Source organism: Chitinophaga sp. Cy-1792 (genome assembly GCF_011752935.1).
Lineage (GTDB): Bacteria > Bacteroidota > Bacteroidia > Chitinophagales > Chitinophagaceae > Chitinophaga.
In genome coordinates, this window is the sequence record NZ_VWWO01000002.1 from 220,589 (window position 1) to 243,131 (window position 22,543).

Annotated in this window: 19 protein-coding genes and 1 tRNA gene; 17 read left to right on the forward strand and 3 right to left on the reverse strand. The window is 46.0% G+C overall.

Features of this window, described 5'->3' with window-relative positions:
* The first annotated feature begins 61 nt into the window (after positions 1–61).
* Positions 62–811, forward strand: coding sequence for an SDR family oxidoreductase (locus F3J22_RS15285; RefSeq protein WP_167018828.1), 750 nt, complete (start codon positions 62–64; stop codon positions 809–811).
* A 205-nt stretch (positions 812–1,016) separates the two neighbouring features.
* Complete coding sequence (locus F3J22_RS15290) at positions 1,017–1,478, forward strand: hypothetical protein (RefSeq protein WP_167018829.1); 462 nt, start codon at positions 1,017–1,019, stop codon at positions 1,476–1,478.
* Between the two features lie 60 nt (positions 1,479–1,538).
* Here F3J22_RS15290 and F3J22_RS15295 read toward each other — a convergent pair whose 3' ends face one another.
* Positions 1,539–2,966 carry a PLP-dependent aminotransferase family protein gene (locus F3J22_RS15295; RefSeq protein ID WP_167018830.1) on the reverse strand — a complete coding sequence of 476 codons (1,428 nt, stop codon included), beginning with the start codon at positions 2,964–2,966 and terminating at the stop codon, positions 1,539–1,541.
* Between the two features lie 146 nt (positions 2,967–3,112).
* Between F3J22_RS15295 and F3J22_RS15300 the strand changes: the two genes are divergently transcribed.
* From F3J22_RS15300 to F3J22_RS15340, 9 genes are all read left to right on the forward strand, one after another.
* Positions 3,113–4,045 (forward strand): DNA-3-methyladenine glycosylase, encoded by a 933-nt coding sequence (locus tag F3J22_RS15300; protein ID WP_167018831.1) that lies wholly within the window; start codon positions 3,113–3,115, stop codon positions 4,043–4,045.
* A 5-nt stretch (positions 4,046–4,050) separates the two neighbouring features.
* The gene (locus F3J22_RS15305) at positions 4,051–4,539 is read left to right on the forward strand and encodes a methylated-DNA--[protein]-cysteine S-methyltransferase (protein WP_167018832.1); all 489 of its coding nucleotides are present in this window, start codon (positions 4,051–4,053) and stop codon (positions 4,537–4,539) included.
* 233 nt (positions 4,540–4,772) lie between these two features.
* Positions 4,773–6,164 (forward strand): aminotransferase class I/II-fold pyridoxal phosphate-dependent enzyme, encoded by a 1,392-nt coding sequence (locus F3J22_RS15310; RefSeq protein ID WP_167018833.1) that lies wholly within the window; start codon positions 4,773–4,775, stop codon positions 6,162–6,164.
* 7 nt (positions 6,165–6,171) lie between these two features.
* Positions 6,172–7,086 carry an EamA family transporter gene (locus F3J22_RS15315; protein WP_167018834.1) on the forward strand — a complete coding sequence of 305 codons (915 nt, stop codon included), beginning with the start codon at positions 6,172–6,174 and terminating at the stop codon, positions 7,084–7,086.
* Between the two features lie 294 nt (positions 7,087–7,380).
* Positions 7,381–7,821, forward strand: a complete 441-nt coding sequence (locus F3J22_RS15320; RefSeq protein WP_167018835.1) for an N-acetyltransferase — start codon at positions 7,381–7,383, stop codon at positions 7,819–7,821.
* A 39-nt stretch (positions 7,822–7,860) separates the two neighbouring features.
* Positions 7,861–8,406, forward strand: a complete 546-nt coding sequence (locus F3J22_RS15325) for an NUDIX hydrolase (protein WP_240155108.1) — start codon at positions 7,861–7,863, stop codon at positions 8,404–8,406.
* A 35-nt stretch (positions 8,407–8,441) separates the two neighbouring features.
* A complete protein-coding gene (rlmB, locus tag F3J22_RS15330; RefSeq protein ID WP_167018837.1) occupies positions 8,442–9,239 on the forward strand; it encodes a 23S rRNA (guanosine(2251)-2'-O)-methyltransferase RlmB in 798 nt (265 codons plus the stop codon).
* A gap of 41 nt (positions 9,240–9,280) precedes the next feature.
* Positions 9,281–10,132: a hydroxymethylglutaryl-CoA lyase gene (locus tag F3J22_RS15335; protein WP_167018838.1), complete on the forward strand. Its 852-nt coding sequence runs from the start codon at positions 9,281–9,283 to the stop codon at positions 10,130–10,132.
* Positions 10,133–10,141: 9 nt separating this feature from the next.
* Positions 10,142–11,125: a GSCFA domain-containing protein gene (locus F3J22_RS15340; RefSeq protein ID WP_167018839.1), complete on the forward strand. Its 984-nt coding sequence runs from the start codon at positions 10,142–10,144 to the stop codon at positions 11,123–11,125.
* Between the two features lie 111 nt (positions 11,126–11,236).
* Here F3J22_RS15340 and F3J22_RS15345 read toward each other — a convergent pair whose 3' ends face one another.
* Complete coding sequence (locus F3J22_RS15345; RefSeq protein ID WP_167018840.1) at positions 11,237–12,733, reverse strand: MFS transporter; 1,497 nt, start codon at positions 12,731–12,733, stop codon at positions 11,237–11,239.
* 128 nt (positions 12,734–12,861) lie between these two features.
* Between F3J22_RS15345 and F3J22_RS15350 the strand changes: the two genes are divergently transcribed.
* Positions 12,862–15,120 carry a patatin-like phospholipase family protein gene (locus F3J22_RS15350; protein ID WP_167018841.1) on the forward strand — a complete coding sequence of 753 codons (2,259 nt, stop codon included), beginning with the start codon at positions 12,862–12,864 and terminating at the stop codon, positions 15,118–15,120.
* Here F3J22_RS15350 and F3J22_RS15355 read toward each other — a convergent pair.
* Complete coding sequence (locus F3J22_RS15355; RefSeq protein WP_167018842.1) at positions 15,117–15,713, reverse strand: tRNA-(ms[2]io[6]A)-hydroxylase; 597 nt, start codon at positions 15,711–15,713, stop codon at positions 15,117–15,119. The genes F3J22_RS15350 and F3J22_RS15355 overlap by 4 nt on opposite strands.
* Positions 15,714–15,792: 79 nt before the next feature.
* Here F3J22_RS15355 and F3J22_RS15360 point away from each other — a divergent pair, with 79 nt between their 5' ends.
* The 5 genes from F3J22_RS15360 to F3J22_RS15380 all read left to right on the forward strand — a co-directional run bounded on the left by F3J22_RS15360 (position 15,793) and on the right by F3J22_RS15380 (position 22,232).
* Positions 15,793–16,896, forward strand: a complete 1,104-nt coding sequence (locus F3J22_RS15360) for an 8-amino-7-oxononanoate synthase (RefSeq protein ID WP_167018843.1) — start codon at positions 15,793–15,795, stop codon at positions 16,894–16,896.
* Positions 16,897–16,948: 52 nt separating this feature from the next.
* The gene (locus F3J22_RS15365; RefSeq protein WP_167018844.1) at positions 16,949–19,372 is read left to right on the forward strand and encodes a penicillin acylase family protein; all 2,424 of its coding nucleotides are present in this window, start codon (positions 16,949–16,951) and stop codon (positions 19,370–19,372) included.
* Positions 19,373–19,471: 99 nt separating this feature from the next.
* Positions 19,472–19,544: transfer RNA gene (locus tag F3J22_RS15370), tRNA-Lys, on the forward strand.
* Positions 19,545–19,719: 175 nt separating this feature from the next.
* The gene (locus tag F3J22_RS15375; RefSeq protein ID WP_167018845.1) at positions 19,720–21,372 is read left to right on the forward strand and encodes an AAA family ATPase; all 1,653 of its coding nucleotides are present in this window, start codon (positions 19,720–19,722) and stop codon (positions 21,370–21,372) included.
* Positions 21,373–21,377: 5 nt separating this feature from the next.
* Entirely contained in the window at positions 21,378–22,232 is an 855-nt protein-coding gene (locus F3J22_RS15380; RefSeq protein ID WP_167018846.1) for a hypothetical protein, read from the forward strand.
* Positions 22,233–22,543: the final 311 nt, after the last annotated feature.

Below are 22,543 nucleotides of genomic sequence, written 5' to 3' on the forward strand. Positions count from 1 at the left end.
ACAGCGCTTACCGCGCTTTTTTTTCAAAATAATATATCGATACTTTTAAATAAATCAAACAATGGCTCAATATCAGGATAAAACAGTTGTCATCACCGGTGGCAACAGTGGCATAGGATACGCAACAGCAGAAGAATATTTGAATAAAGGATACAGGGTATTGATAACAGGCCGTAACGCAGCTGCTGTACAAAAAGCAGTCCAGCAGCTGGGGGGGTCTGCAGATGGCTTCACCGCTGATCAGGCAAACATGAACGACACCCAGCAGTTAGCGGAGTATATCCGTAACCGTTATGGCGCCATCGACGTATTATTCGTCAATGCTGGCCTGGGAAAATTTGCCTCTTTCGAAGATACCAGCGAAGAAAATTTTGATACCACCATGGATGTCAACTTCAAAGGTGCCTTCTTTACAACACAGTACCTGCTGCCGCTGATAAACGAAGGTGGCAGTATCATCTTCCTCTCTTCCATTAATGCCACTACCGGCATGCCAGGCGCTTCCGTTTATTCCGCCAGCAAAGCGGCTTTAAACTCCCTGGCAAGAACATTGTCGAGGGAACTGGCCGCTAAAAAGATAAGAGTAAATACCGTTAGTCCCGGCCCTATCAAAACACCTATTTTCGAAAAAGCTGGTGTTTCGGAAGAAACAAGGGATAACATGAGCACGCTTATTCCACTGAAAAGAATTGGTGATCCGGCTGAAGTAGCTAAACTGGTCTATTTCCTCAGCTCCGATGATGCCAGCTTCATCACTGGTTCTGAAATACAGGTTGATGGCGGCTTCGCAGTGCATCCGCTCGCTGGCTGACAATCATATAGTACTTTTTTCTATTCTCGATAAACCGCAATAACGCGATTGCAGTGAAGGATATCTCTCCTATGGTAGAGATATCCTTTTATTATTTATAGCAAATTCTTAACACCCCGCCGGCAGCACAATTAAAACCATCTATCATCCTCCGGTGTTTTTAAATTGAAGATTAAATATTCCCTGGACTATTAATTTTTTGATTATGAAATCTGCAGGTTATTTTCTGGCGCTGGCGGTTGCTCTCGCTGGAGCATGCCAGAATCCCCAGAAGCATGATGAAAAAGAATCGGAAAAGAAAGCGTACGAAGCCGCTAAATCAGAACAGGAATCTATTGATGCGGATGCTGCAAGAACCGAGAATGGCGCAGCGGCAGAGAATGAAATGATCGTGGCCAATATTGATGCTGCCATGGCAAGAATTCCATTGCCGCAGTTTAAAAATGAAGATACCAAACGAATGGCAGAGAAATTTCATAAATATCTCTCCAACCTTGTCAATGCAAACAGCGACCAGAAAGGAAATCAATATGTTGATAAACTGGAAGCCCTGAAAAAGGACTATGAAAAGGAAGTGACAGCAGCGAAGCTGGACCCTGACGATCTGAAGAAACTACATACTTATGTAGATGATCTGGTGTATGCAGTAGAACATGCCAATCCTTAACAGGTAACATATTTAAAGAAAGCGGTCTCTACTCAGCAGAGACCGCTTTTTTATTAAGTTTTAACTCAGTTTCCGGATCATTTTTCCCAGTGCCTTCAGGTTATCATCTACCTGTTTCGACCATGGAATGCCAAAGCTGATACGCAGGCAATTGGAATAGCGGTCGCGCAGTGAGAAGATCCTACCGGGGCAGAAGCTGATCTTTGACTTCAGTGCCAGCTGGAATAATTCGAAGGTATTGATATGTTCTTCCAGCTCAATCCACAATACACATCCGCCCTGTGGCCGGCTGATCCTGGTACTTTCCGGGAAATACTCCATAATAGCCTGCGTATAGCGCAAACACTGTGTATGTAAAGCTTTGCGCATATTTCGCAAATGATTTTCATAGCGGCCGGTTTCCAGGAAGTAACCTACGGCGGCATGTGGAATCGTAGAGCAGGCAATGCTATGGTTTTGTTTCATCTGGATCACCTTCTCCTTGTATTTGCCGGGGATACACCAGCCTACGCGGAATCCCGGCGCTACCGACTTGGAGATAGAGCTGCAATAGAGTACATTTCCTTTCTTGTCGAAGGTTTTGCAGGTAGCAGGCCGTTGTTTACCAAAATACAGATCGCCGTATATATCGTCTTCAATCAACGCAATATCATATTTCTCTACCATCTTCACCAGTTCCTGCTTACGCTCGTCGGGCATGCAGCAACCATAAGGGTTATTGAAATTAGGCACAAACAGGCAGGCCCTGATTTTATGGCGGGGAATGGCTTTGTCGAGATAGTCGAGATCTACCCCGGTAGTTGGATGGGTAGGCACTTCCAGTACTTTCAGTCCCAGGCTTTCGGCCAGCTGGAGCGCACCGTAATAGGAGGGGCTTTCAATGGCGATGGTGTCGCCGGGTTGGGTGGTAGCGGTCAGACATAACGTCAATGCATCTACGCAGCCATTGGTGGTAACCACGTCATTTTCGGTATGGGCAGCACCCCAGCCCAGGGATAGCAGTGCAATCTGCCGCCGGAGGCGGAGATTCCCCTGTACTGATTCGTAGCCAATGCCATAATAAGGGAGCTCCCGTAATACATGCACTACCGCCTTGGCCATTTTAGCCGCCGGCAATACAGCAGGAGGAGGTGTTGCCACAGAAAACTTCATCACGTCTTCGTTGGTCATATGATGGAACACCTGCTGCACCATTTCTGAAACAGTAACTTCCGCAGCTTTCTTCACCGGTTCACACCTGCTGGGAATATCAGGGAAGCGCCTGGTATTAAAACGGATATAATAGCCTGATTTAGGTCTTGACTCGATCAGGCCCTTCGATTCCAGGTGGTAATAGGCCTGGAAGGCAGTCGATAAACTGATGCCCTGTTGCTTGCTTAAAGTACGTACAGATGGGAGTTTTTCGCCTATTTTCAGGACTTCTTTTTCAATCAGCTGCTCTATATTATCAGCAACCTGGAGGTAGAGGTGTTCTGCGGTTTTTAACATGGCAACAAAAATCTGATCTGCCCAAAAGTACTAAAAATTAAATCTGTTTTTTTGATGTATTTTAGGAAGATGTTAAATCTGCAGGTAGAAAAGAATAGCAAGAATCGGGCTTGGTACTGTGGTGCATTTTTTTATTTTTGTATGATATGAAGTGTCAGGAGATTTTTGTAGCGATCAATAATCCGGAGAATTTTTCCTTCCAGGAATGCCTGCGTTTTCTGGGCCGCTCCGATAAGGAAATTTTACATTTTATTCGTGAAGACCGGCTGCAGCGGCTGGTTGCTGTTGATGATGGCATAGCGCTGATTACAGTTTCAGCAGGTGACAGGCAGCAGCTGCGGGTGGAAGTACTGCCAGTGGCACTGACACCTGGCGATGAACCCGGGCAGATAAGTGAAGAAGGATTACAGTATATTCGTAGATATGTAAGTCATTGGCTGGATCTGGATGCAAACCTGGAAAGTTTCTACAAGTTTGCTGCAAAGAATCCGCTGCTGAAAGGCTTGCCGGAACAATACAAAGGCTTACGGCTGGTAGGCATCCCTGAATTATTTGAGGCCATCTGCTGGACGATCATCGGTCAACAGATTAACCTGGCCTTCGCTTATACACTACGGCAACGGCTGATCACTGAATTTGGATATAGTCTGGATGTTGCCGGAAATACCTATCATCTTTTTCCTCAACCGGAAGTAATAGCCGCTTTAACACCGGAAATGCTTACTCCCCTGCAGTTTTCAAGGAGCAAAGCAGCCTATCTTATTTATGTGGCCAATGCCATGGTGAAAGGAGAGCTGTCGGCCGCAGCCTTGCTGCAGCAGGATTATGCTGCTGCCAGAGAAAGTCTGATAGCGCTGAAAGGCATAGGCAACTGGTCGGCCAATTACATACTAATGAAATACCGCCGCTTTCCGGAGGCGCTACCATTGGAAGATGCCGGACTGCATAATGCCATCAGGTTTCGATTGCAGCTGCCTGCAAAGCCAACACCGGCACAGCTCCAGGAGCTGACAGGCGTCTGGAAGGAGCATGCAGCATATGCTACATTTTATCTATGGAGAACATTACTACCCCAATAATACATATGGATACGCAGTATCACCTTCGTATAGACTCCCCCGTAGGGCCTGTGCTGATCACAGGTACCGCTACTCATATCAATGCCGTCACTTTTACAGATTCACCGGAAGAGAGCTTTCCACAGGCGCCGCCGCTATTGCTCGAATGTGCGCAGCAGCTGTTTGAGTATTTCGCCGGCGACAGGCGGGAGTTTGATGTTCCTATACAACAGGAAGGCACGGTGTTTCAGCAAAACGTTTGGGGGCACCTGGTACATATTCCCTATGGCCATACTGTTACCTATATGCAGCTGGCCAGGAGAATGAATAATGTAAAAGGCATTCGTGCTGTAGGCACCAGCAATGGTAAGAATGCACTTGCTATTATAGTACCCTGTCATCGGGTGATTGGCAGTGGTGGCGCGTTAACCGGCTATGCTGGCGGTTTGTGGCGAAAACGCTGGTTGCTGGACCATGAACGTGGTGATTTATTCACCGGGTTGCGGGCTATATAAAAGATGTTGTTTTATTACACTCCCTTTGCAGATCGATGCCAAAGGCATCGATCTGCAAAGGGAGTTTTTGTGCCCGCAGGAGGCGGGCACAAAAACTCCCGGAAATATTATGAAGTGTAATCAAATCTGATATCCTCAAAAATTAAAAAACTGCATCTGTTTTCAGAGTTTAAATATTCTCAATTTTGTGTCGGGAAAGCGAAAGACTTCTTCTAAAAAAATAATTGGCACTGATGAGACTAACAGACGACTTAAAATACACAGATCAGTTATTACAACTTACGAAAGAATTCAGCAGCAAATTTTTATCAGCAACGGATAAACTGGCGCCGCATAAGGAGATTCGGTCGCTTCCCTCTGTTTCCTTGCCGGTAGCTGGTTTGGGTGGTGTTGCCACACTGGAGAAATTCAGACAACACTATGGTGATGCACTCACTGCGGCCACAGGGCCACGCTACTGGGGCTTTGTAACAGGTGGCGTTACACCAGCTGCATTAATGGGCGACTGGATCACATCTGTACTGGACCTGAATGGTTCCAACAGTGGTTCGGTGGCAGCGCATATAGAAAAAGATGTGGTAGAGCAGCTGCGTAAATTATTCGGGCTGCCGGAACAATTCCTGGGCGCCTTCGTTAGCGGTGCTACCATGGCTAACTTCACCGGACTGGCCATGGCACGCCAGTGGATAGGGGAGCAGCAAGGCGTCAATATCGCGGCAGACGGGCTTTCGGCTGTAAAAGATATAAAAGTACTGGCAGCAGTACCGCATTCCAGCATATTGAAATCTATGTCTATGCTGGGAATAGGAAGAAATAACCTCGTTCGTATTCCTGCCATTCCTAACCGGGAATCTATTGACCTTCATGCCCTGGAATATTACCTGCGGGAGCATCCCGGCCAGTCATTTATTATTGTGGCCAGTGCAGGTACCGTAAATACCGTTGATTTTGATGATATCGCAGCGCTGGCAGTGCTGAAGAAAAAGTATAACTGCTGGCTGCACGTAGATGCTGCCTTTGGTGGCTTCGCCGCCTGCAGCGAAGATTTTGCCCATTTATTACAGGGATGGGAAGAGGCAGACAGTATCACGGTTGATGCCCATAAATGGCTCAACGTACCCTATGATGCCGCCATGATTTTTGCCCGGCATCCGGCGTTGCAGTTGTCTGTATTCCAGAACCCTGGCGCTGCTTACCTTGGCGATCCCTTTGCCAGTTTTCATTACAGTAATTATATCCCCGAAAACTCACGCCGGCTGCGTGCTTTGCCGGTATGGTTTACACTCCAGGCATACGGACAGGAAGGCTACCGTTATATCGTAGATAATAATGTACGCCTGGCAAGGAAGCTGGGTACTTATATCGCTGCTGAGCCAGCACTGAAGCTGCTGGCGCCGGTAAGGTTATGTGTAGTCTGCTTTACACTGGATGTAGCCGCAGCAGAACAGGAAGCAGCAGTAGACGGGTTGCTGGAGCGTATCAACAACAGCGGGGTAGTATATATGACACGTACTGTTTATGCCGGACAGGCAGCCATCAGAGCGGCGTTGGTCAACTGGCGTACAACAGATAAAGATATAGAGATCGTATGGGCAACCATGCAAAAAATGTTAATCCGTAAATAATATAATAATGCGTAAGTCTACGACCATGGCTTACATTGCGCTGGCGATAGTAAGTATATTCTGGGGGACTACCTACCTGGCTTCCCATATAGGCGTGCGGCACATGCATGGCATGATGCTGGCAGGATTGCGGCAGGGAACCGCAGGGCTTATCCTTATCCTCTTTTTCCTGTTTCGTGGCTATAAGCTACCCGAGCGCATAGAACTGTCAAAGCTTTTTATCATTGGCGTATTAATGCTATGTGGCAGTAATGGCCTTATTACCTGGGCTATGCAATATATCCCCAGTGGCCTGGGGGCTATCATTGCGGCCACGGTGCCTATCTGGATTACCTTTTTCAGTTATTTCCTGGTACAGCGTACCCGACTGAGTATGCAACTGATCATAGGGCTGATATTGGGTTTTGCAGGGGTAGCAGGCATCTTTTATAATTACCTTTCCAGTTTAATGAACCCCGACTTCAGGTTTGGTATCATACTGACGGTACTGGCCTGTGTTTTCTGGGCATTGGGTTCTGTGCTTACCGCAAAATGGGCCTTGCGCGTCAATTTCCTCTATGGCGCAGGCTTTCAGATGTTCTTCAGCGGTGTAGTGATGCTGGTGATCGCCACTTTGTTTATGGGGCAGCATATTGAAGCCGCCAGTTTTACAGTGGAGCTGTGGGAAAGTTTGCTGTACCTGATCCTGGTAGGGTCACTGCTAAGTTATTCTGCCTATGTGTTTGTATTGAATAATCTGCCGCCTTCGCTGGCGAGTGTATATGCCTATATTAATCCGATTGTGGCGGTATTGCTGGGATGGGTATTGTTGAAAGAAGGACTGACGTGGCTGATGGGGCTGGGAAGTCTGGTGACGCTGGGGGGTGTTTACCTGGTTAATAATGCAGTGGCAAAAAATAAGAAACTCGCATCCCAACAGTAATAGCTATACGAAAAGGATGCATTTTTTTTTAAGGTAGAAGTATAGTCAGATGCCGCGCCGGTATCTACCGGATCAGGCATCTGGGCTATATCTTTTAATGAATCACCGAAAGTAATTCTTCCTCCCGGTTCATCGGGATGCCGGAGGCATCCCGATGAACCGGGAGATTCTTTGCCTGCCAAAGGCAGGCAAAGAATCTCCCGGAAAACATAATGCACAAACCATGTGTGGCTGAACTATTTCTCCTGAAAAGGGGTTAATTTGAGACTGGAAATCTTATTTAAAATATATCTTATGGAAGTTGTACAGGCCACCGCCCTTCACACCAATGAAGTAGCCGTATTGTTTGATGCCTACCGCAGTTATTATGATCAGGCTCCTGATTTCAATGGTGCGCTGAAGTATATCACTGAGCGAATAGAAAAAAAAGATAGTACCATTTTTGTAGCGATGGAATTGGACGAAATTGTAGGTTTTGTGCAGTTATATCCGATTTTCAGTTCTGTGTCTATGAAAAAGGCCTGGCTGCTGAATGACCTTTTTGTACTGGAGGAGCATCGTGGTAATGGTGCAGGCTCTGCCTTGCTGGATGCGGCGCAGTCGCTGGCAAAAGATACCGATGCTGCGTGGCTGATGTTGCAGACCTATGTTTCCAATACCAATGCCCAGTCACTGTATGAAAAAAAAGGATATAAAAAAGATTCAAATTCTTACTATTATTATCTGTCCGTATAATTAATCATCATCTATTTTCATTTTATTTGCAGGATGGATATGCATAACAATCCCTGGAAAATTCATTCCAGTGAAACGAAGTATGACAACAACTGGATTAGTATTACGCATCATGAGGGGCTGAATCCTGCGGGCAATGCCGGTATTTATGGTGTGGTTCACTTCAAGAACATCGCTGTAGGTGTTATAGCGCTGGATGAGGAGATGAATACCTACCTGGTGGGTCAGTACCGTTTTCCGCTGGGGCGTTTCAGCTGGGAGATTCCGGAGGGCGGTGGCGCCCTGGATGAAGATCCGCTGGATGCTGCCAGGAGAGAGCTGTTGGAAGAAACCGGGCTGATAGCAAAAGAATATGAATTGCTGGTAAAGCTGGATACTTCCAATTCCGTAACGGATGAAACGGCGGTGATCTATCTGGCGCAGGGGCTGGAGCAGGGCGTATCTACACCGGAGGAAACGGAGCAGCTGACAGTGAAGAAAGTACCTTTCGAAGAAGCATACAGGATGGTAAGGGATTATGAAATCACGGATTCATTGTCTGTAGCGGCGATACAGCGCCTGAAACTGAAGCTGTTAGGGTATTAATCGCTATGTCAGCAAGGAAGAGTATCTTTGCGGCAATGGAAAGAAAATTTAATCATAAACACGCTGGTGCTCACCATAAGAAATTCTCGAGTCCCCGCCCGAAACAATCTTCACTGATTATCGGCCGTCAGCCGGTAATTGAAGCTATCAACAGTGGTAAGCCTATTGAGCGCATCTTTATGCTGCGTACTGCCACCGGCGATATTATTCCTCAGATCAAAGAACAAGCACAGAATTTTAATATACCTGTTAACCTGGTACCGGTAGAGAAGCTGAACGGCCTTACCCAGGCCAATCACCAGGGCGTTATTGCGCTGGCTGGTAATGTAACCTACCTGGACTTACAGGATGTCATTTCTCATGTTACAGAGCAGGGCGAGACGCCTTTATTCCTGATTCTTGATGGTATTACCGATGTCAGGAATATCGGGGCGATTGCGCGCAGTGCCGTATGTTGTGGTGCCCAGGCGATCATCATCCCGGATAAGGGTGTTGCTTCACTGAATGAAGAAGCCATGAAATCATCTGCCGGCGCCCTGGAGAAGATCGCTGTCTGCCGTGTAAACAGTCTGCTGAAAGCCATTGATACCCTTCACCTGAATGGTATTAAGGTACTGACCAGCGAAATGGAAACAGAGACGCAGCTGTTTGACTGTGATTTTAAAGAACCGGTGGCAGTGATCATGGGTTCCGAAGATCATGGTGTATTTCCTGCGCTTCGCAAGGCATCGGACGTATTATTCCGTATCCCTATGGCCGGTAAATTTGAGTCTTTCAACGTTTCTGTAGCAGCAGGTATCATCCTGTATGAAGCGATGAAACAAAGGATGTAAGCCGGGCCTGATTTTCACACTGCCAATTCCAAACATCGCATATGCTTAAACTGATAGAATGTCCAAGAGACGCCATGCAAGGCTGGCACCGGTTAATTAGCACGGATGAGAAGGTGGAGTATATCAATGCACTGTTGAAAGTAGGATTTGATACCCTTGATTTCGGCAGTTTTGTATCTCCCAAAGCTATCCCGCAGATGGCAGATACCGCGCAGGTATTGCCCCGTTTACAGCTGAGTGGTAGCAAAAGTAAGCTGCTGGCTATTGTGGCAAATGTTCGTGGAGCGGAAGAGGCAGTGGCGTTTGATGAAATTAACTACCTGGGGTTTCCCTTCTCCGTATCAGAGACCTTTCAGCTGCGTAATACCAATAAAACGATTGCTGAATCGCTGGAGCAGGTACATACTATGCAGGAACTCTGCCTGAAAAATAAAAAAGAACTGGTGGTATATATCTCCATGGGATTTGGTAATCCCTATGGTGATGCCTACAGTCCGGAAATAGTATTACGCTGGGTAGAGGAAATGGTAAAAGTAGAGATCAATACTATTTCGCTGGCAGATACTGTTGGCGTGGCTGATCCGGCTACTATCTCGAATTTATTCAGTCACCTGATACCTGCCTATCCCAAAGTGGAATTTGGTGCGCATTTTCATGCTGCGCCGCACAACTGGGAGGAGAAGGTGCAGGCTGCCTGGGTGCATGGCTGTCGCCGGTTTGATAGCGCCCTGAAAGGCATTGGCGGCTGTCCTATGGCCAAAGATGAGCTGGTAGGCAATCTGGCTACAGAAAACCTGATCGCTTTCTGTGAAAAGCAGCAGGCGCCGTTATCGCTGGACCGTGAGGCGCTGTTGCATGCACAGGCGCTGGCAGACAAAGTTTTTAAAGATTAACAGCATTACATGCAATTTCACCTGAGCTTTCCTATTACGCCTTTGGAAGAGGCCATTCAGTACAGCGACAAGCTGTTGCTGATGGGCTCCTGCTTCGCAGAAGAAATAGGCGGGGAGCTGCAATCGCACCGTTTCAATACGATGATCAATCCGCATGGGATCCTCTTCAATCCGCTGAGTATCACCCATGCACTTACTTCCTATCTCGACGGGAAAGTATATACGAAAAATGATCTCTTCCTGCATAATGATCTCTGGCATAGCTGGGACCATCACAGCAGATTTTCCGATACCAGCGCAGATGTAGTACTGGAGCGGATTAACAGGCATCAGCAGGAGGCCGCGGCTTACCTGGAGCAGGCAGACTGGCTGGTAATCACCCTGGGATCTGCACATGCACATTTTCTGAAAGAGAATAATAAACTGGTCGCCAATAATCACAAGGTCCCTGCAGGTCATTTCTACAAAAAGCTGATAGGTGCAGAAGAAATTATTACCGCCCTGGATAATGTGATGCACCGGCTGTTTTTCCGCAACAAAAAAGTGAAGCTGCTGTTTACCGTGAGTCCGGTGAGATATATCCGGGATGGTGTGGTGGAGAATAACCTCAGCAAAGCGGTGCTGCTACAGGCGGTACATCATCTTGTCAACAAATTTGACCGGCTGTATTATTTTCCGGCCTATGAGCTGGTGATCGATGACCTGCGGGATTACCGCTTTTATAAAGAAGATATGGTACATCCTAATGGGCAGGCCATTGCCTATGTCTGGGATAAAGTCGTGGAAAACTGTATTCATCCTGCTTCGCAGGAGATATTACATACCATTGCGGATATCAGCAGGGCAGCGGCGCACAGGCCTTTCAATCCGGCTACGCCGCAACATCAGCAGTTTGTTAAAACGTATATAGGTAAGATAAATCAGTTGCAGGCAACTAATGCTGATTTGCAGCTGGAGTCGCTGTTGACAGCGTTTCAGCAACAACTTTTATAGTAGGGTTTAAGGGATCCCGCAGGCCGAAGGCCTGCGGGATCCCTTCTTTAAACGGGAAAGGGTTGCCGAAGGCAACCCTTTCCCGTTTAAAGAAGTAAAATAAAAACAGCGCTATAGCGCAGCGCCTCTATTATCTTTGATGGTAAACATCCCCACAACAAAGCAGATCAATGCAATCGCGATGGGGTATACGAGCCCTGCGAGGTGATGTTTATAATCCGTAACAAGAATTGTAGAAATGGTTGGCAGCAATCCGCCGAATACCCCATTACCGATATGATACGGCAGCGACATAGAGGTGTACCTGATCCGTGTAGGGAATAATTCTACCAGGAATGCCGCTATCGGTGCATATACCATCGTTACAAAAAATACCTGTACGAACACCAGCAGTATCAGGAAAATCATATTGGTCCGACTCACCGTGATTTCGTTTTTCTCATTCTTTTCTTCTTTGCTACCGGTTGTTTTCAGGATGGTGCCGTCGGTGTAGGTGTGTATTTTGGTAGATACCATTACCTGTTCACCTTTATCATTTGTATGAGAGTTGCTTTCTATGCGGTATTGTGTAACATCTTCTGTTTTTCTGCCGACATTACCGATGTTGTCCATGGCGGAATATATCGGAAAGTAAGCCAATGCTGCAATGAGCATACCGCTGAGCATGATCTTTTTACGGCCTATTCTGTCTGACAGGCTACCGAAATAAATAAAGAATGGAGTGCCAAGCAGCAGTGCGGCTGCAATGATAAGGTTGGACTGCACAAATTCTATGTTCATTGTTTTTTGCAGGAAGGACAATGCATAGAACTGGCCGGTATACCATACCACCCCTTGTCCCATGGCTGCGCCGAAAAGCGCAATGAGTACCAGTTTCAGGTTCTCTTTGTTGCCAAAGCTTTCTTTGATGGGGTTGGTGGAGGTTTTGCCTTCCTTTTTCATTTGTGCGAATAAAGGCGATTCGTGCAGGCGTATACGTATATAGTAAGACATGATCACCAGCAGTATACTGAGCAGGAAGGGGATACGCCATCCCCAGGCGTTGAAGGCGTCGGAGGTCATGCTGGTGCGGGTGGCCAGGATAACGCCCAGCGATACAAACAGGCCCAGTGTGGCGGTTGTCTGGATAAAGCTGGTATAGTAGCCGCGTTTATCGGCAGGGGAGTGTTCGGCAACATAGGTGGCGGCGCCGCCGTATTCTCCGCCAAGGGCGAGGCCTTGCAATAGCCGTAGCAGCAATACCAGCGCGGGGGCTATGATCCCGGCGGTCTTATAGCTGGGAATGAGGCCTATGGCGAAGGTGGAGCCTCCCATGATCAGTAGGGTAAGCAGGAACGTATATTTCCTGCCGGCAATATCACCCAGGCGGCCGAAAACGATGGCCCCGAAAGGCCTTACAATGAAACCGGCAGCAAAAAAGGCCAGCGTGGAGATATACGCCAGGTCAGGATTGCTCGGTGGAAAAAATTTCTCTGAAATAATGGCTGATAAACTACCAAAGATGTAGAAATCATACCATTCTATCAGTGTACCGGCCGATGAAGCCAGGATAACCTGCCAGATATTTTGCGTGGCAGATATGGACTTAGATCTGGTTAGTGTTTCCATAAACGTGTAAATGGATAGTGGAATAAGATATCTGCATAAATTAATAAATATTTATCGAGTGACAAACAGGAAAAAGGAGAAGTCCGCATACAATCTTTCTTTATCTTTAGAATAGTGCAATCAGAACCATGAACCCAGGACGACGTTACCGAATCAACAGATACATTTTACTGATCGTATTATTTAGTGTGTATACCGTTGCCTACGGGCAGCAGGGGAGTGGACGTCCTAAAATGGGCCTTACCCTCAGTGGTGGCGGCGCAAGAGGCCTGGCTCATATTGGTATACTGGAGGCGTTGGATAGTGCAGGGCTAAAAATTGACTATCTAACGGGGACGAGTATGGGGAGTATTATCGGAGGGTTGTATGCGTTAGGGTATTCCGGTGATTCTATTGAGTCCATCGCCCGGAAGATGGATTGGAATACACTTTTCAGTAACCAGCCCAATATCCGGGATATCGCCTACGAAGAAAAAGCAGAGTACAACAAATATATCATAGAGATTCCTTTTGAATACGGCAGGCCAAAACTGGCTTCCGGCGTGATTTCCGGGGAGGCGCTGTGGCTGCAGCTGGCCAAATTATGCTGGCCGGCAAAAGATGAAAAAGACTTCACCAAATTCAATATTCCCTTTAAGTGCGTTGCCACAGACGTGGCCACCGGTCAGATCGTAACGCTGGACAGTGGAGAGCTGGTGACTTCCCTGCGTGCCAGCATGGCCATTCCGTCTGTATTTACCGCTGTTACCATCGGGAAACGCAAGCTGGTAGACGGTGGCGTTGTACGTAACTTCCCGGTGATCACCGCCAAAGAGATGGGAGCAGATATCGTCATCGGCTCCAATGTAAGCGGTGGACTCAGAAAAGCAGACCAGCTGATTACGCCGATAGATATTATTTACCAGTTAGGCTTTTATAAAGATGCAGCAGATTTTGAAATGGAGCGGAAGTTATGTGATGTGTATATCTCCCTGCAAAAAGAGCTGGAACCTTATTCAGCAGCCAGTTTCGGTAGTGTAGATTCCATAATAGAAGCCGGTAAACGGGTAGGTCGGGAGATGTACCCTTATTTTAAACATCTGGCTGATTCATTGAATGAAATTCAGCCGGAAACCTTTGTCAGCAATCGTTTACCATTTTCGACAGATATAGAACTGAGTAGTATACACGTGAGCGGACTGGTACATTCAGATGAGAAGTTTTTTATTCAGCGTCTGCGATTGAAGCCTGGTGGCTGTTACAGCGCAGAGCAGCTGAAAAATGCCGTGGATAATGTTTTCGGGACACGCTTTTATAAATTGATCACGTATAGTTTGTCGCCGGAAGGATATGGTAAAAGCCGCATGGATATTACCGCGGAAGAGAATTCGCTTACGTCTGTGAAGTTTGCATTGAACTATAATACGTTTACCAATGCAATGGCGATTATCAACCTGACCCAAAGAAATTTTATCATTAAAAACTCGCGCTCCTTTGTATCGCTGGGTATCAGTGAAAATCCGCGTTTGCAGGCAGAATATTTCAAATACCTGGGACGCAGGCGTAACTTCGGTTTCGGCCTGAATACCTATTACGAAAATAATGGTATCATCTTCTATGACGAGCATTTCGACAAAATGCAGCAATACCGGAATAAGTTTGCCAGGGTGGGTATGAACGTGCAGTTTGCCTTTAACGGTATCATGGCTATTGGAGCGGGAACCAACTGGGAGTATATCAAGTATAAACCTACGCTCAGTCCTTATCTTGAGTTGAGAGGCAGCACCAATCAGATGAATTCCTATGGATATTTTGGAATCAACTCCCTCGACAGAAAGATTTATCCGACACGTGGAATGTTATTGAATTTTCAGTCGGGGTATATCTACAATCAGCATTCCGGTATCAGGGTAAGTGCCAATGGTACGCCGATAGATGTGGACAGTGCGGGGATTACCTTTAATAATTTTCAGTATGCGAATCTGAAGATGAAGTATTATATACCATTTAATGATAGAGCTGTTTTAGAGTTAGATGCTACAGGTATGGTTAATTTCGGGAGAGAGGTGTCTGGTGTGAATACCTATTTTGTGGGTGGGATGAATGATGTGATGCATAACCAGGTGCCGTTTGTGGGGCTGTATGAGGGGCAGGTGACGACTACGAGTATCAGTGCGGTGCAGGTAGCGTGGCAGTGGGAGTTTCTGAGAAATGTATTTGCGATACCAAGGATAGGTGCTGCCGTTTATGATTTAAACGCCAGCACCTCCGGTAAATATAAATATCTGAGTGGCTATGGGCTGGGAGCGGGCTATAGTAGCCGGCTCGGGCCGATAGAAGGTACTGTTATGTATAGTGATCAAAGCGGTAAGGTGGCGTTTTATGTCAACCTGGGCTTTAATTTCTAGTGCATTCTGTCGCCACGTACTTCAATTTCTTTGAGGATTTCCGCTTCCTGGAGGAGCCATTCCTGCCAGCGGTTTCTTACTTTATCTTCTTGAAAATATTCATTGGCCAGATCTATAAACAGGCGATAGTGGCCAGCTTCAGAGATCATGAACTTACGGTAGAATTCGCGGAGGTATTCATCTTCGAGGCCTTCGCTCAGCAGCCGGAAGCGTTCGCAGCTACGGGCTTCGATGAGGGCGAAGATGAGGAGGTTGTCGAGGAGGGAATCTTCTGCGCTGCCGCCTTTTACTTTAAAGTTGAGCAGGGCATTAACATATTCGTCCTTTCTTTGTTTACCCAGAGGGAGCCCTCTCTTTTTGAGTTCGGCGAGTACCTGGCGGAAGTGTCCCCATTCTTCAGTAACTATGGGCGCCAGTTCGGCTACCAGTCGTTCTCTGTCGGGGTTGCGCTGGATAAGGGATATCGCAGAAGAGGCTGCCTTTTGTTCGCAATAGGCGTGGTCTGTGAGGATATCCTGAAGGGAAATGGCGGCGAGATTGACCCAGCGGGGATCCGAAGGGAGTTTCAGGCCTAATATAGAAACTTTACTCATAATATCAGCAGTGAGATAATTTTTGCGAAGATACGCGTCATTCGGTTAACTTGCCAGGTTTGGCATAAGAATCAGCACTATGGAAGATATATTACGTAAACAGCTACAGGAGCGCCGGGAGCAGCATTCTTTCCGTAGCCTGCGTGTGTCGGGCGGGTTGACAGACTTCTGTTCCAACGATTACCTGGGATTGGCCCGCAGTGCGGCTATGCAGGAAGCGGTGCACAATCTTTTACAGGACCGGCCTTATGGGATGGGCAGTACAGGTTCCCGGCTGCTGGCGGGTAATTACCCCTGGATAGAAGAAGTGGAGCAGGACCTGGCCGCCTTTCATCAGGCGCCGGCAGCGCTGATCTTTAATTCCGGCTATGATGCCAATCTGGGGTTATTTGCCACGGTGCCGCAGAAAGGTGATACCATTATTTATGACCAGTTGATACATGCCAGTATAAGGGATGGCATTCGTTTATCCCATGCACAATCCTGGGCATTTAAACATAACGATATCATCGATTTGCAGCAGAAAATAGAACGCGGGAGCGGGAATATATTTGTGGTAGTGGAGTCTGTATATTCGATGGATGGCGATATGGCGCCATTGGCGCTGCTAGCGCCGATGTGTAAAGAGCTGAATTGTCTGCTGATTGTAGACGAAGCACATGCAACAGGTGTGATAGGCAGCAGGGGAGAGGGATTGGTGCAGCACCTGGGATTGGCGGCGCAATGCTTTGCGAGGGTACATACATTCGGAAAGGCAGTTGGGTGTCATGGTGCGGTAGTATTGGGTTCCACCATCTTACGTGATTACCTGATCAACTTCTGCAGGGCGTTTATTTATACTACCGCTTTGCCGCCGGCAGCCATGGCGGCTATACAGGCAGCATACAGTCTGTTCCCGTATATGCCGGACGCGCGGATACAGCTGGAGACATTAAGGAACTATTTCCGGCAGAACGCCGCGCATCTGACCCTGATTAACAGCGATACACCCATACAGGCGATCATTACTAAAGGGAACGAATATACGAGAACAGTGGCGGCAGCCTTGCAGGCGGCGGGGCTGGATGTGCGGCCCATACTACATCCTACGGTGCCTAAAGGGGAAGAGCGGTTGCGTGTGGTGTTGCATAGTTTCAATACCACTGCAGAAATAGATCAGTTGCTGGGCGTCTTAAAACAATAATGGTTTTCAAACAAATTTGATGTATTTTACATATTACATTCCATGAAGTAATATGAGAATAATCCCCGCAGTAATTTCCGGCGCCATCACCTTGTCGTTGACCTGGGCGCTGAACACCAAAATAGGGTCTGTTCCTCCACTGGGAAAGTTGTTAAGCCCGCAACAGGGTTTCTGGGTAAATGCCGAGCCTATAGATGAGAAGAAGGAGGAGATCAGGTTACCAGGCTTTAAAGGCAGTGCAGAAGTATGGTTCGATGACCGCATGGTGCCACATATTTTCGCTTCCAATGCTGCCGATGCCTATTATGTGCAAGGGTATGTAACTGCCCGCGACAGGCTATGGCAGATGGAGTTGCAGACTTTTGCTTCTGCCGGCAGGCTATCAGAAATCCTGGGTCCTAAGATGATCGATTACGACCGGGAGGCCCGCCGCAGAGGGATGGGCTATGGTGCGGAGCAGGCGCTGAAAATGATGATGGCCAACCCTGACACCAAAGAGGCCCTGGAATCCTATACCGCAGGCGTAAATGCCTATATCTCCACACTAACAGATGCTACATTGCCGGTAGAATATAAACTGCTTGACTACAAGCCTCAGAAATGGGAGCTGATCAATGCAGCATACCTGCTGAAATATATGGCACATGACCTGTCGGGCTTTGCTAACGATCTTGGCTATACGAAAGCGCGGCAGTATTTTGATATCAGGGACTTCAACCTGATGTACCCGGATTTTCTGGATAGCACAGATCCTATCATTCCGAAAGGGACGGTGTATCCGCCGGCTACGGTGAAGGTTACAGCGCCGCCGGATAGTATTCTGGCGCTGGATGCGGCCTATATGAAGTATAAGATGAATAATCCAGATCCTGCAAATGGCAGTAATAACTGGGCGGTGGCCGGCAGCAAAACAAGGCTGGGCGCGCCTATACTTTGCAGCGATCCGCACCTGGGATTGAGTTTACCAAGTTTATGGTACGAAGTACAGATACATACCCCTGCCATGAACGTATATGGCGCGAGTTTGCCGGGAGCACCCGGTGTGATCATCGGCTTCAACGACCATATAGCCTGGGGCGTAACGAATGGAGAGGAAGATGTGAAAGATTTTTACCGTATGGATTTCCGTAACGGTAAATCGGAATATATGTTTAACGGCAGTTATCGCAAGGCGGACCTGCGTATAGAAAAGATCCTGGTGCGCGGCGGTACTACCGTGTATGATACCGTTGCCTATACGGTTTGGGGCCCTGTGATGTTTGATAACACCTTCCCTGAGAAAACTACCGGGCAGCATTTCCTGGCGATGCACTGGAAAGCGCTGGACCCCAGCAACGAATTCCTTACTTTTCTGAAACTGAACAGGGCTAAGAATTACGACGATTACCTGGATGCATTGAGTACGTATCAGTGTCCGGCCCAGAACTTCGTATTTGCGGATAAAGACGGCGATATAGGCATCTGGCATAATGGTCAATATCCTGCACGCTGGAAAGACCAGGGCAAATTTATCATGCCTGGTGGCGACAGTACTTTCGCATGGCAGGGATATATTCCGCACGGAGAGTTGCCGCATATTAAGAATCCTGCGAGGGGTTTTGTCAGCTCGGCGAATCAGCGTGCAACGGATGATACCTATCCGTACAATCTGTATGGGGAGTTTGACCTGTACCGTGGCAAGCGGATCAATGAGCGGTTGGCAGAGATGTCGGGTATTACGCCGCAGGATATGATGGGGTTACAGAACGATAACAAGAATCTTTTTGCCGCTACAGCGATCAAGTTGTTCAGGCAGCATATGGATACCGCTGGCTTAAATGCGCAGCAGCGTGGCTACTGGCAGGAGCTGGTTAACTGGGATGCGGTGCAGTCGGCGGATAGTCGCGGCGGCACACTTTTCAATGTGATGTGGTCACATTTTGAAGATACCTTATGGCTGGATAACCTGCAGCCGAATGATAGTGTGGCGTTGCCTTTCCCGCAATCGACCGCTACGTTGATGCTGTTGCTGAAAGATACCAGCAATCACTTTATTGATAATGTACATACACCGGCAAAGGAGACATTATCGGACCTGGTATATGAATCATTTATTGCCACAGTAAGAGACCTCGCGCCGGTAGATAAAGCAGGGAAGCTGGCCTGGGGTAAGTACCGCGGCACAGACATCCGTCATTTAACGCGTGCGTTGCCGGCTTTCAGTGCGATGAACCTGAACACTGGTGGTGGCGCCAATGTGGTGAATGCTACCAAGAAGACGCATGGTCCTTCGTGGAGGATGATTGTACAGCTGACAGGGAAAACGGAAGCGTATGGTATTTATCCTGGCGGACAGAGTGGTAATCCGGGATCGCCGTATTATGATAATACAGTAGCGGACTGGGTAGCGGGGAAATATAACCAGCTACATATCCTGGATGCTTCGCAGAAGGATGATCCGGTGATACGATACAAGGCTATTTTCACCGGTAAGTAAACAGCTCATTTTCAGATATTTAAATATTTTTTCAAAAAAATTTGGCAGGAATCAGGTAATTCCTATCTTTGCACTCCCGTTACAAACACGGGTGTGATTGATTCCGTAGCTCAGTTGGTAGAGCAATACACTTTTAATGTATGGGCCCTGGGTTCGAGTCCCAGCGGGATCACAGAGAAAAGGTTAAATCTGAAGAGATTTAGCCTTTTTTATTTTTAGCAGGTTTGATTAGTTTGGATCTGATAATGCTAATTTTCTTTGATCAAATTTATACTCCTTCACAGCTCCCGCTCTAAACTAAATAGGATATATTTGGGAGTATTTCAATCATATTGAAATTCTCGAAAATGGAAAAAAATCAATTACATAAGGCGCATAATTATTTCATCAAGCTGAAGAATGATGGCTTGTCATATGAAGAGTTGGTGAAGACTTTTTCAGATATTCCTGTGGAGACGCTTGAAGGGTGGAATAAGGAATTGGAACCGGCGATGCAAGACCTTCAGCAAAATGTTGTGACAAATCCTATAGCCAATGAGTTAAATAAATCTGGTAATTCTATTGAAGAGAAGGGTTTTGTAAATTTGGATATCTTAGAAAATGCAAGATTGAAACTGGATGGATTATTATCCTCGATGGAGTTATACGGTAAATGGTCTCAGGAGGAATTGGAGAAGGTGAAAAAGGTGCATCGGGTATTTCATAATGATTTAAGGGCAATTGATCTGAAGACAGAGGGTTCTAGATTAGAAATGAATATTTCTAGCAGAGAGGGAGCAGATGAAAACGAAATTCGGGAATCAGCTCTTTTTTACATAGACAAAGTCATTGCGTTTGAAAAAAGAGCAATGGATCGGGCATTACTGCATGATTTCACCCCGGATGTTTTTACGCAGGCCTCTGCAGTTATGACTTATGCGATTAAAACGATTGCAGTTCAAAATTATAATGGTTTGCGAAATGTTAAAATTAGTGAACTGCCCATCGATGCACCATGGATTTTTATTACTGGAGAGAATAGCCGAGGAAAATCTTCGTTATTACAAGCAATATTCATTGGTTTGAATGGGCCACGCGATAAAGACAGGATTTTGGTAGATGTATCTGAAACTAAGATTGGAGTCGAATTTAAATGTGAAAGTGTCAACTTAATCAATAATTCTGAAGGCAGAATTTACTCCTTGAGTCATCTTTTAGCCTATGGCCCTTCCCGTCTTTTAATTCAGGCGAATTCCAGCCAAAACGAAGAATCTGCCTATGGTTTGAAGCATTATTCCCTTTTTCATCCGGATGGTAGGTTGATGAATATAGAGTATCCTTTACTCTTATGGCATTTCGAAAATCCTTCCAGGTTTAACATTGTCAAAAATATATTCTGCACAATAATTCCTCATCTGAAAGATATAAAATATGATTCGGCTGTAAAACAAATTGTATATCTGGATGGAGATGTAAAATCTGAAGGAAATGATGGATACATTTCTTTTAGCCTGCTTGCATCAGGTACAAGAAGTATCATTGCAATGGTGGGTGATATGATTTGCAGGATCTTTAATATCGAACCAGAGTTAGATGACCCCAGGGATTTTGCAGGTATTGTATTGATTGATGAATTAGATGTGCATCTGCATCCCAAATTGCAGCGGCAATTACCAACTTTATTATCACAAACCTTTCCAGATATTCAGTTTATTGTTACGACCCACAGTGTCATTCCTTTCCTTGGAGCACCCAAAAATTCTGTGTTTCTGAAAGTTTCGAAACAGCCGGATGAGGATGCCACTGTAGAAAGAGTATTTATCGATATTGAGCATCTGTTGCCAAATGTATTGCTAACTTCCTCGCTGTTTGATATGGATAATATTACCCAGATCAACAATGAAAATATTGGTAACGTAAGTACAGAAGATTCGTTTGATGAATATAGTAAAGTGCAGGATGTCAAACGTAAACTTGATGATATAGAAAACAGTGATATTGATTTTCCTGAAATCAGTTAATTGCTATGCGAAGGATAGTTAAAGATTTTGTTACTCCACCAGCAAGGTTGATTAGTCCCAATTGCCAGGAAAAAATCAAAGAAGCAATTATTTCCCAAGAGGGTCATAAGTTTTCGACCTATTATTACAGAGATTCATGCATCAGTGAATTAGAGTTGATCTACCACTGCAAATGTGCCTTTTGCGAGACAAATACGCTCGCCGGGGCATCTTTTAGGGTAGATCATTTCCGGCCAAAGTGTAATGTTAAAGATGATGCTCAATCGAAAGGATATTACTGGTTGGGATATGAATGGTCTAACCTGATCCTGATATGTGAAAAGTGTAATTTGAGTAAATCAAATAAATTTCCCATAGATGGAACAAGGATTTATCACCCACTCTTTAGTGCGGCAAATAAGGTCAACGACAGCTGTAGATTAATTACAGGAGCAATGTTAATTGCAGAATATCCCAGGCTGTTAAATCCGGAAGTCGATGATGTGGAAGCACATTTTGGTTTTGATCCGGATGGGTCAATAATTGGTGTCACGGATAGAGGGAAAGCTACCATTGAGGTTTGTGATTTAAACAGGGAGGCTTTAAAGTTAGATCGTAAAAAGATAATAGATGGTTTGTTTAGCAGGCTTCAGGAAATACTGCTGGAGCTTTTTGAGTCGCGTTCATTTGATAACGTTAGGTTCTCATTTAAATTGTTTTTTAAGGACCTGGAAAAATTGAATGTTGCAAATATGAAGTATTCCTTATTAGGACAAAATATTATCGATCACTTCCCCCGCTTTTTCATAGATCCCCTTCCTCCCAAACAAAAACAAGCCGCAGGCAAGGTGTATGGACTATACGCCGCAGGAAAGTTATAAAGACGTTTTGGCGTACCTGATTAATTTGGGTGAATAATAGTACGATGTGAATATTAAACGCTTTTGTATTTAATAGTTGTCATACTTATTGTAGTGGCTATTGTCAAGTCCGTGGAATAAAATAGAAGCTTTAGCTGCAATATTACCCAGATATGCGCAAAAATGAAATAAAAGCCGGAAAATACACTTACACCCCGATGAAACAGACCTGAGAAGAATTTCACCTGGAATAAATGTATACCTTGTATGTTATTGAATGCTTTAGCCTTAGGAGAGTTATTTAAAAAAGATTAGACATTATTTTAGAAATT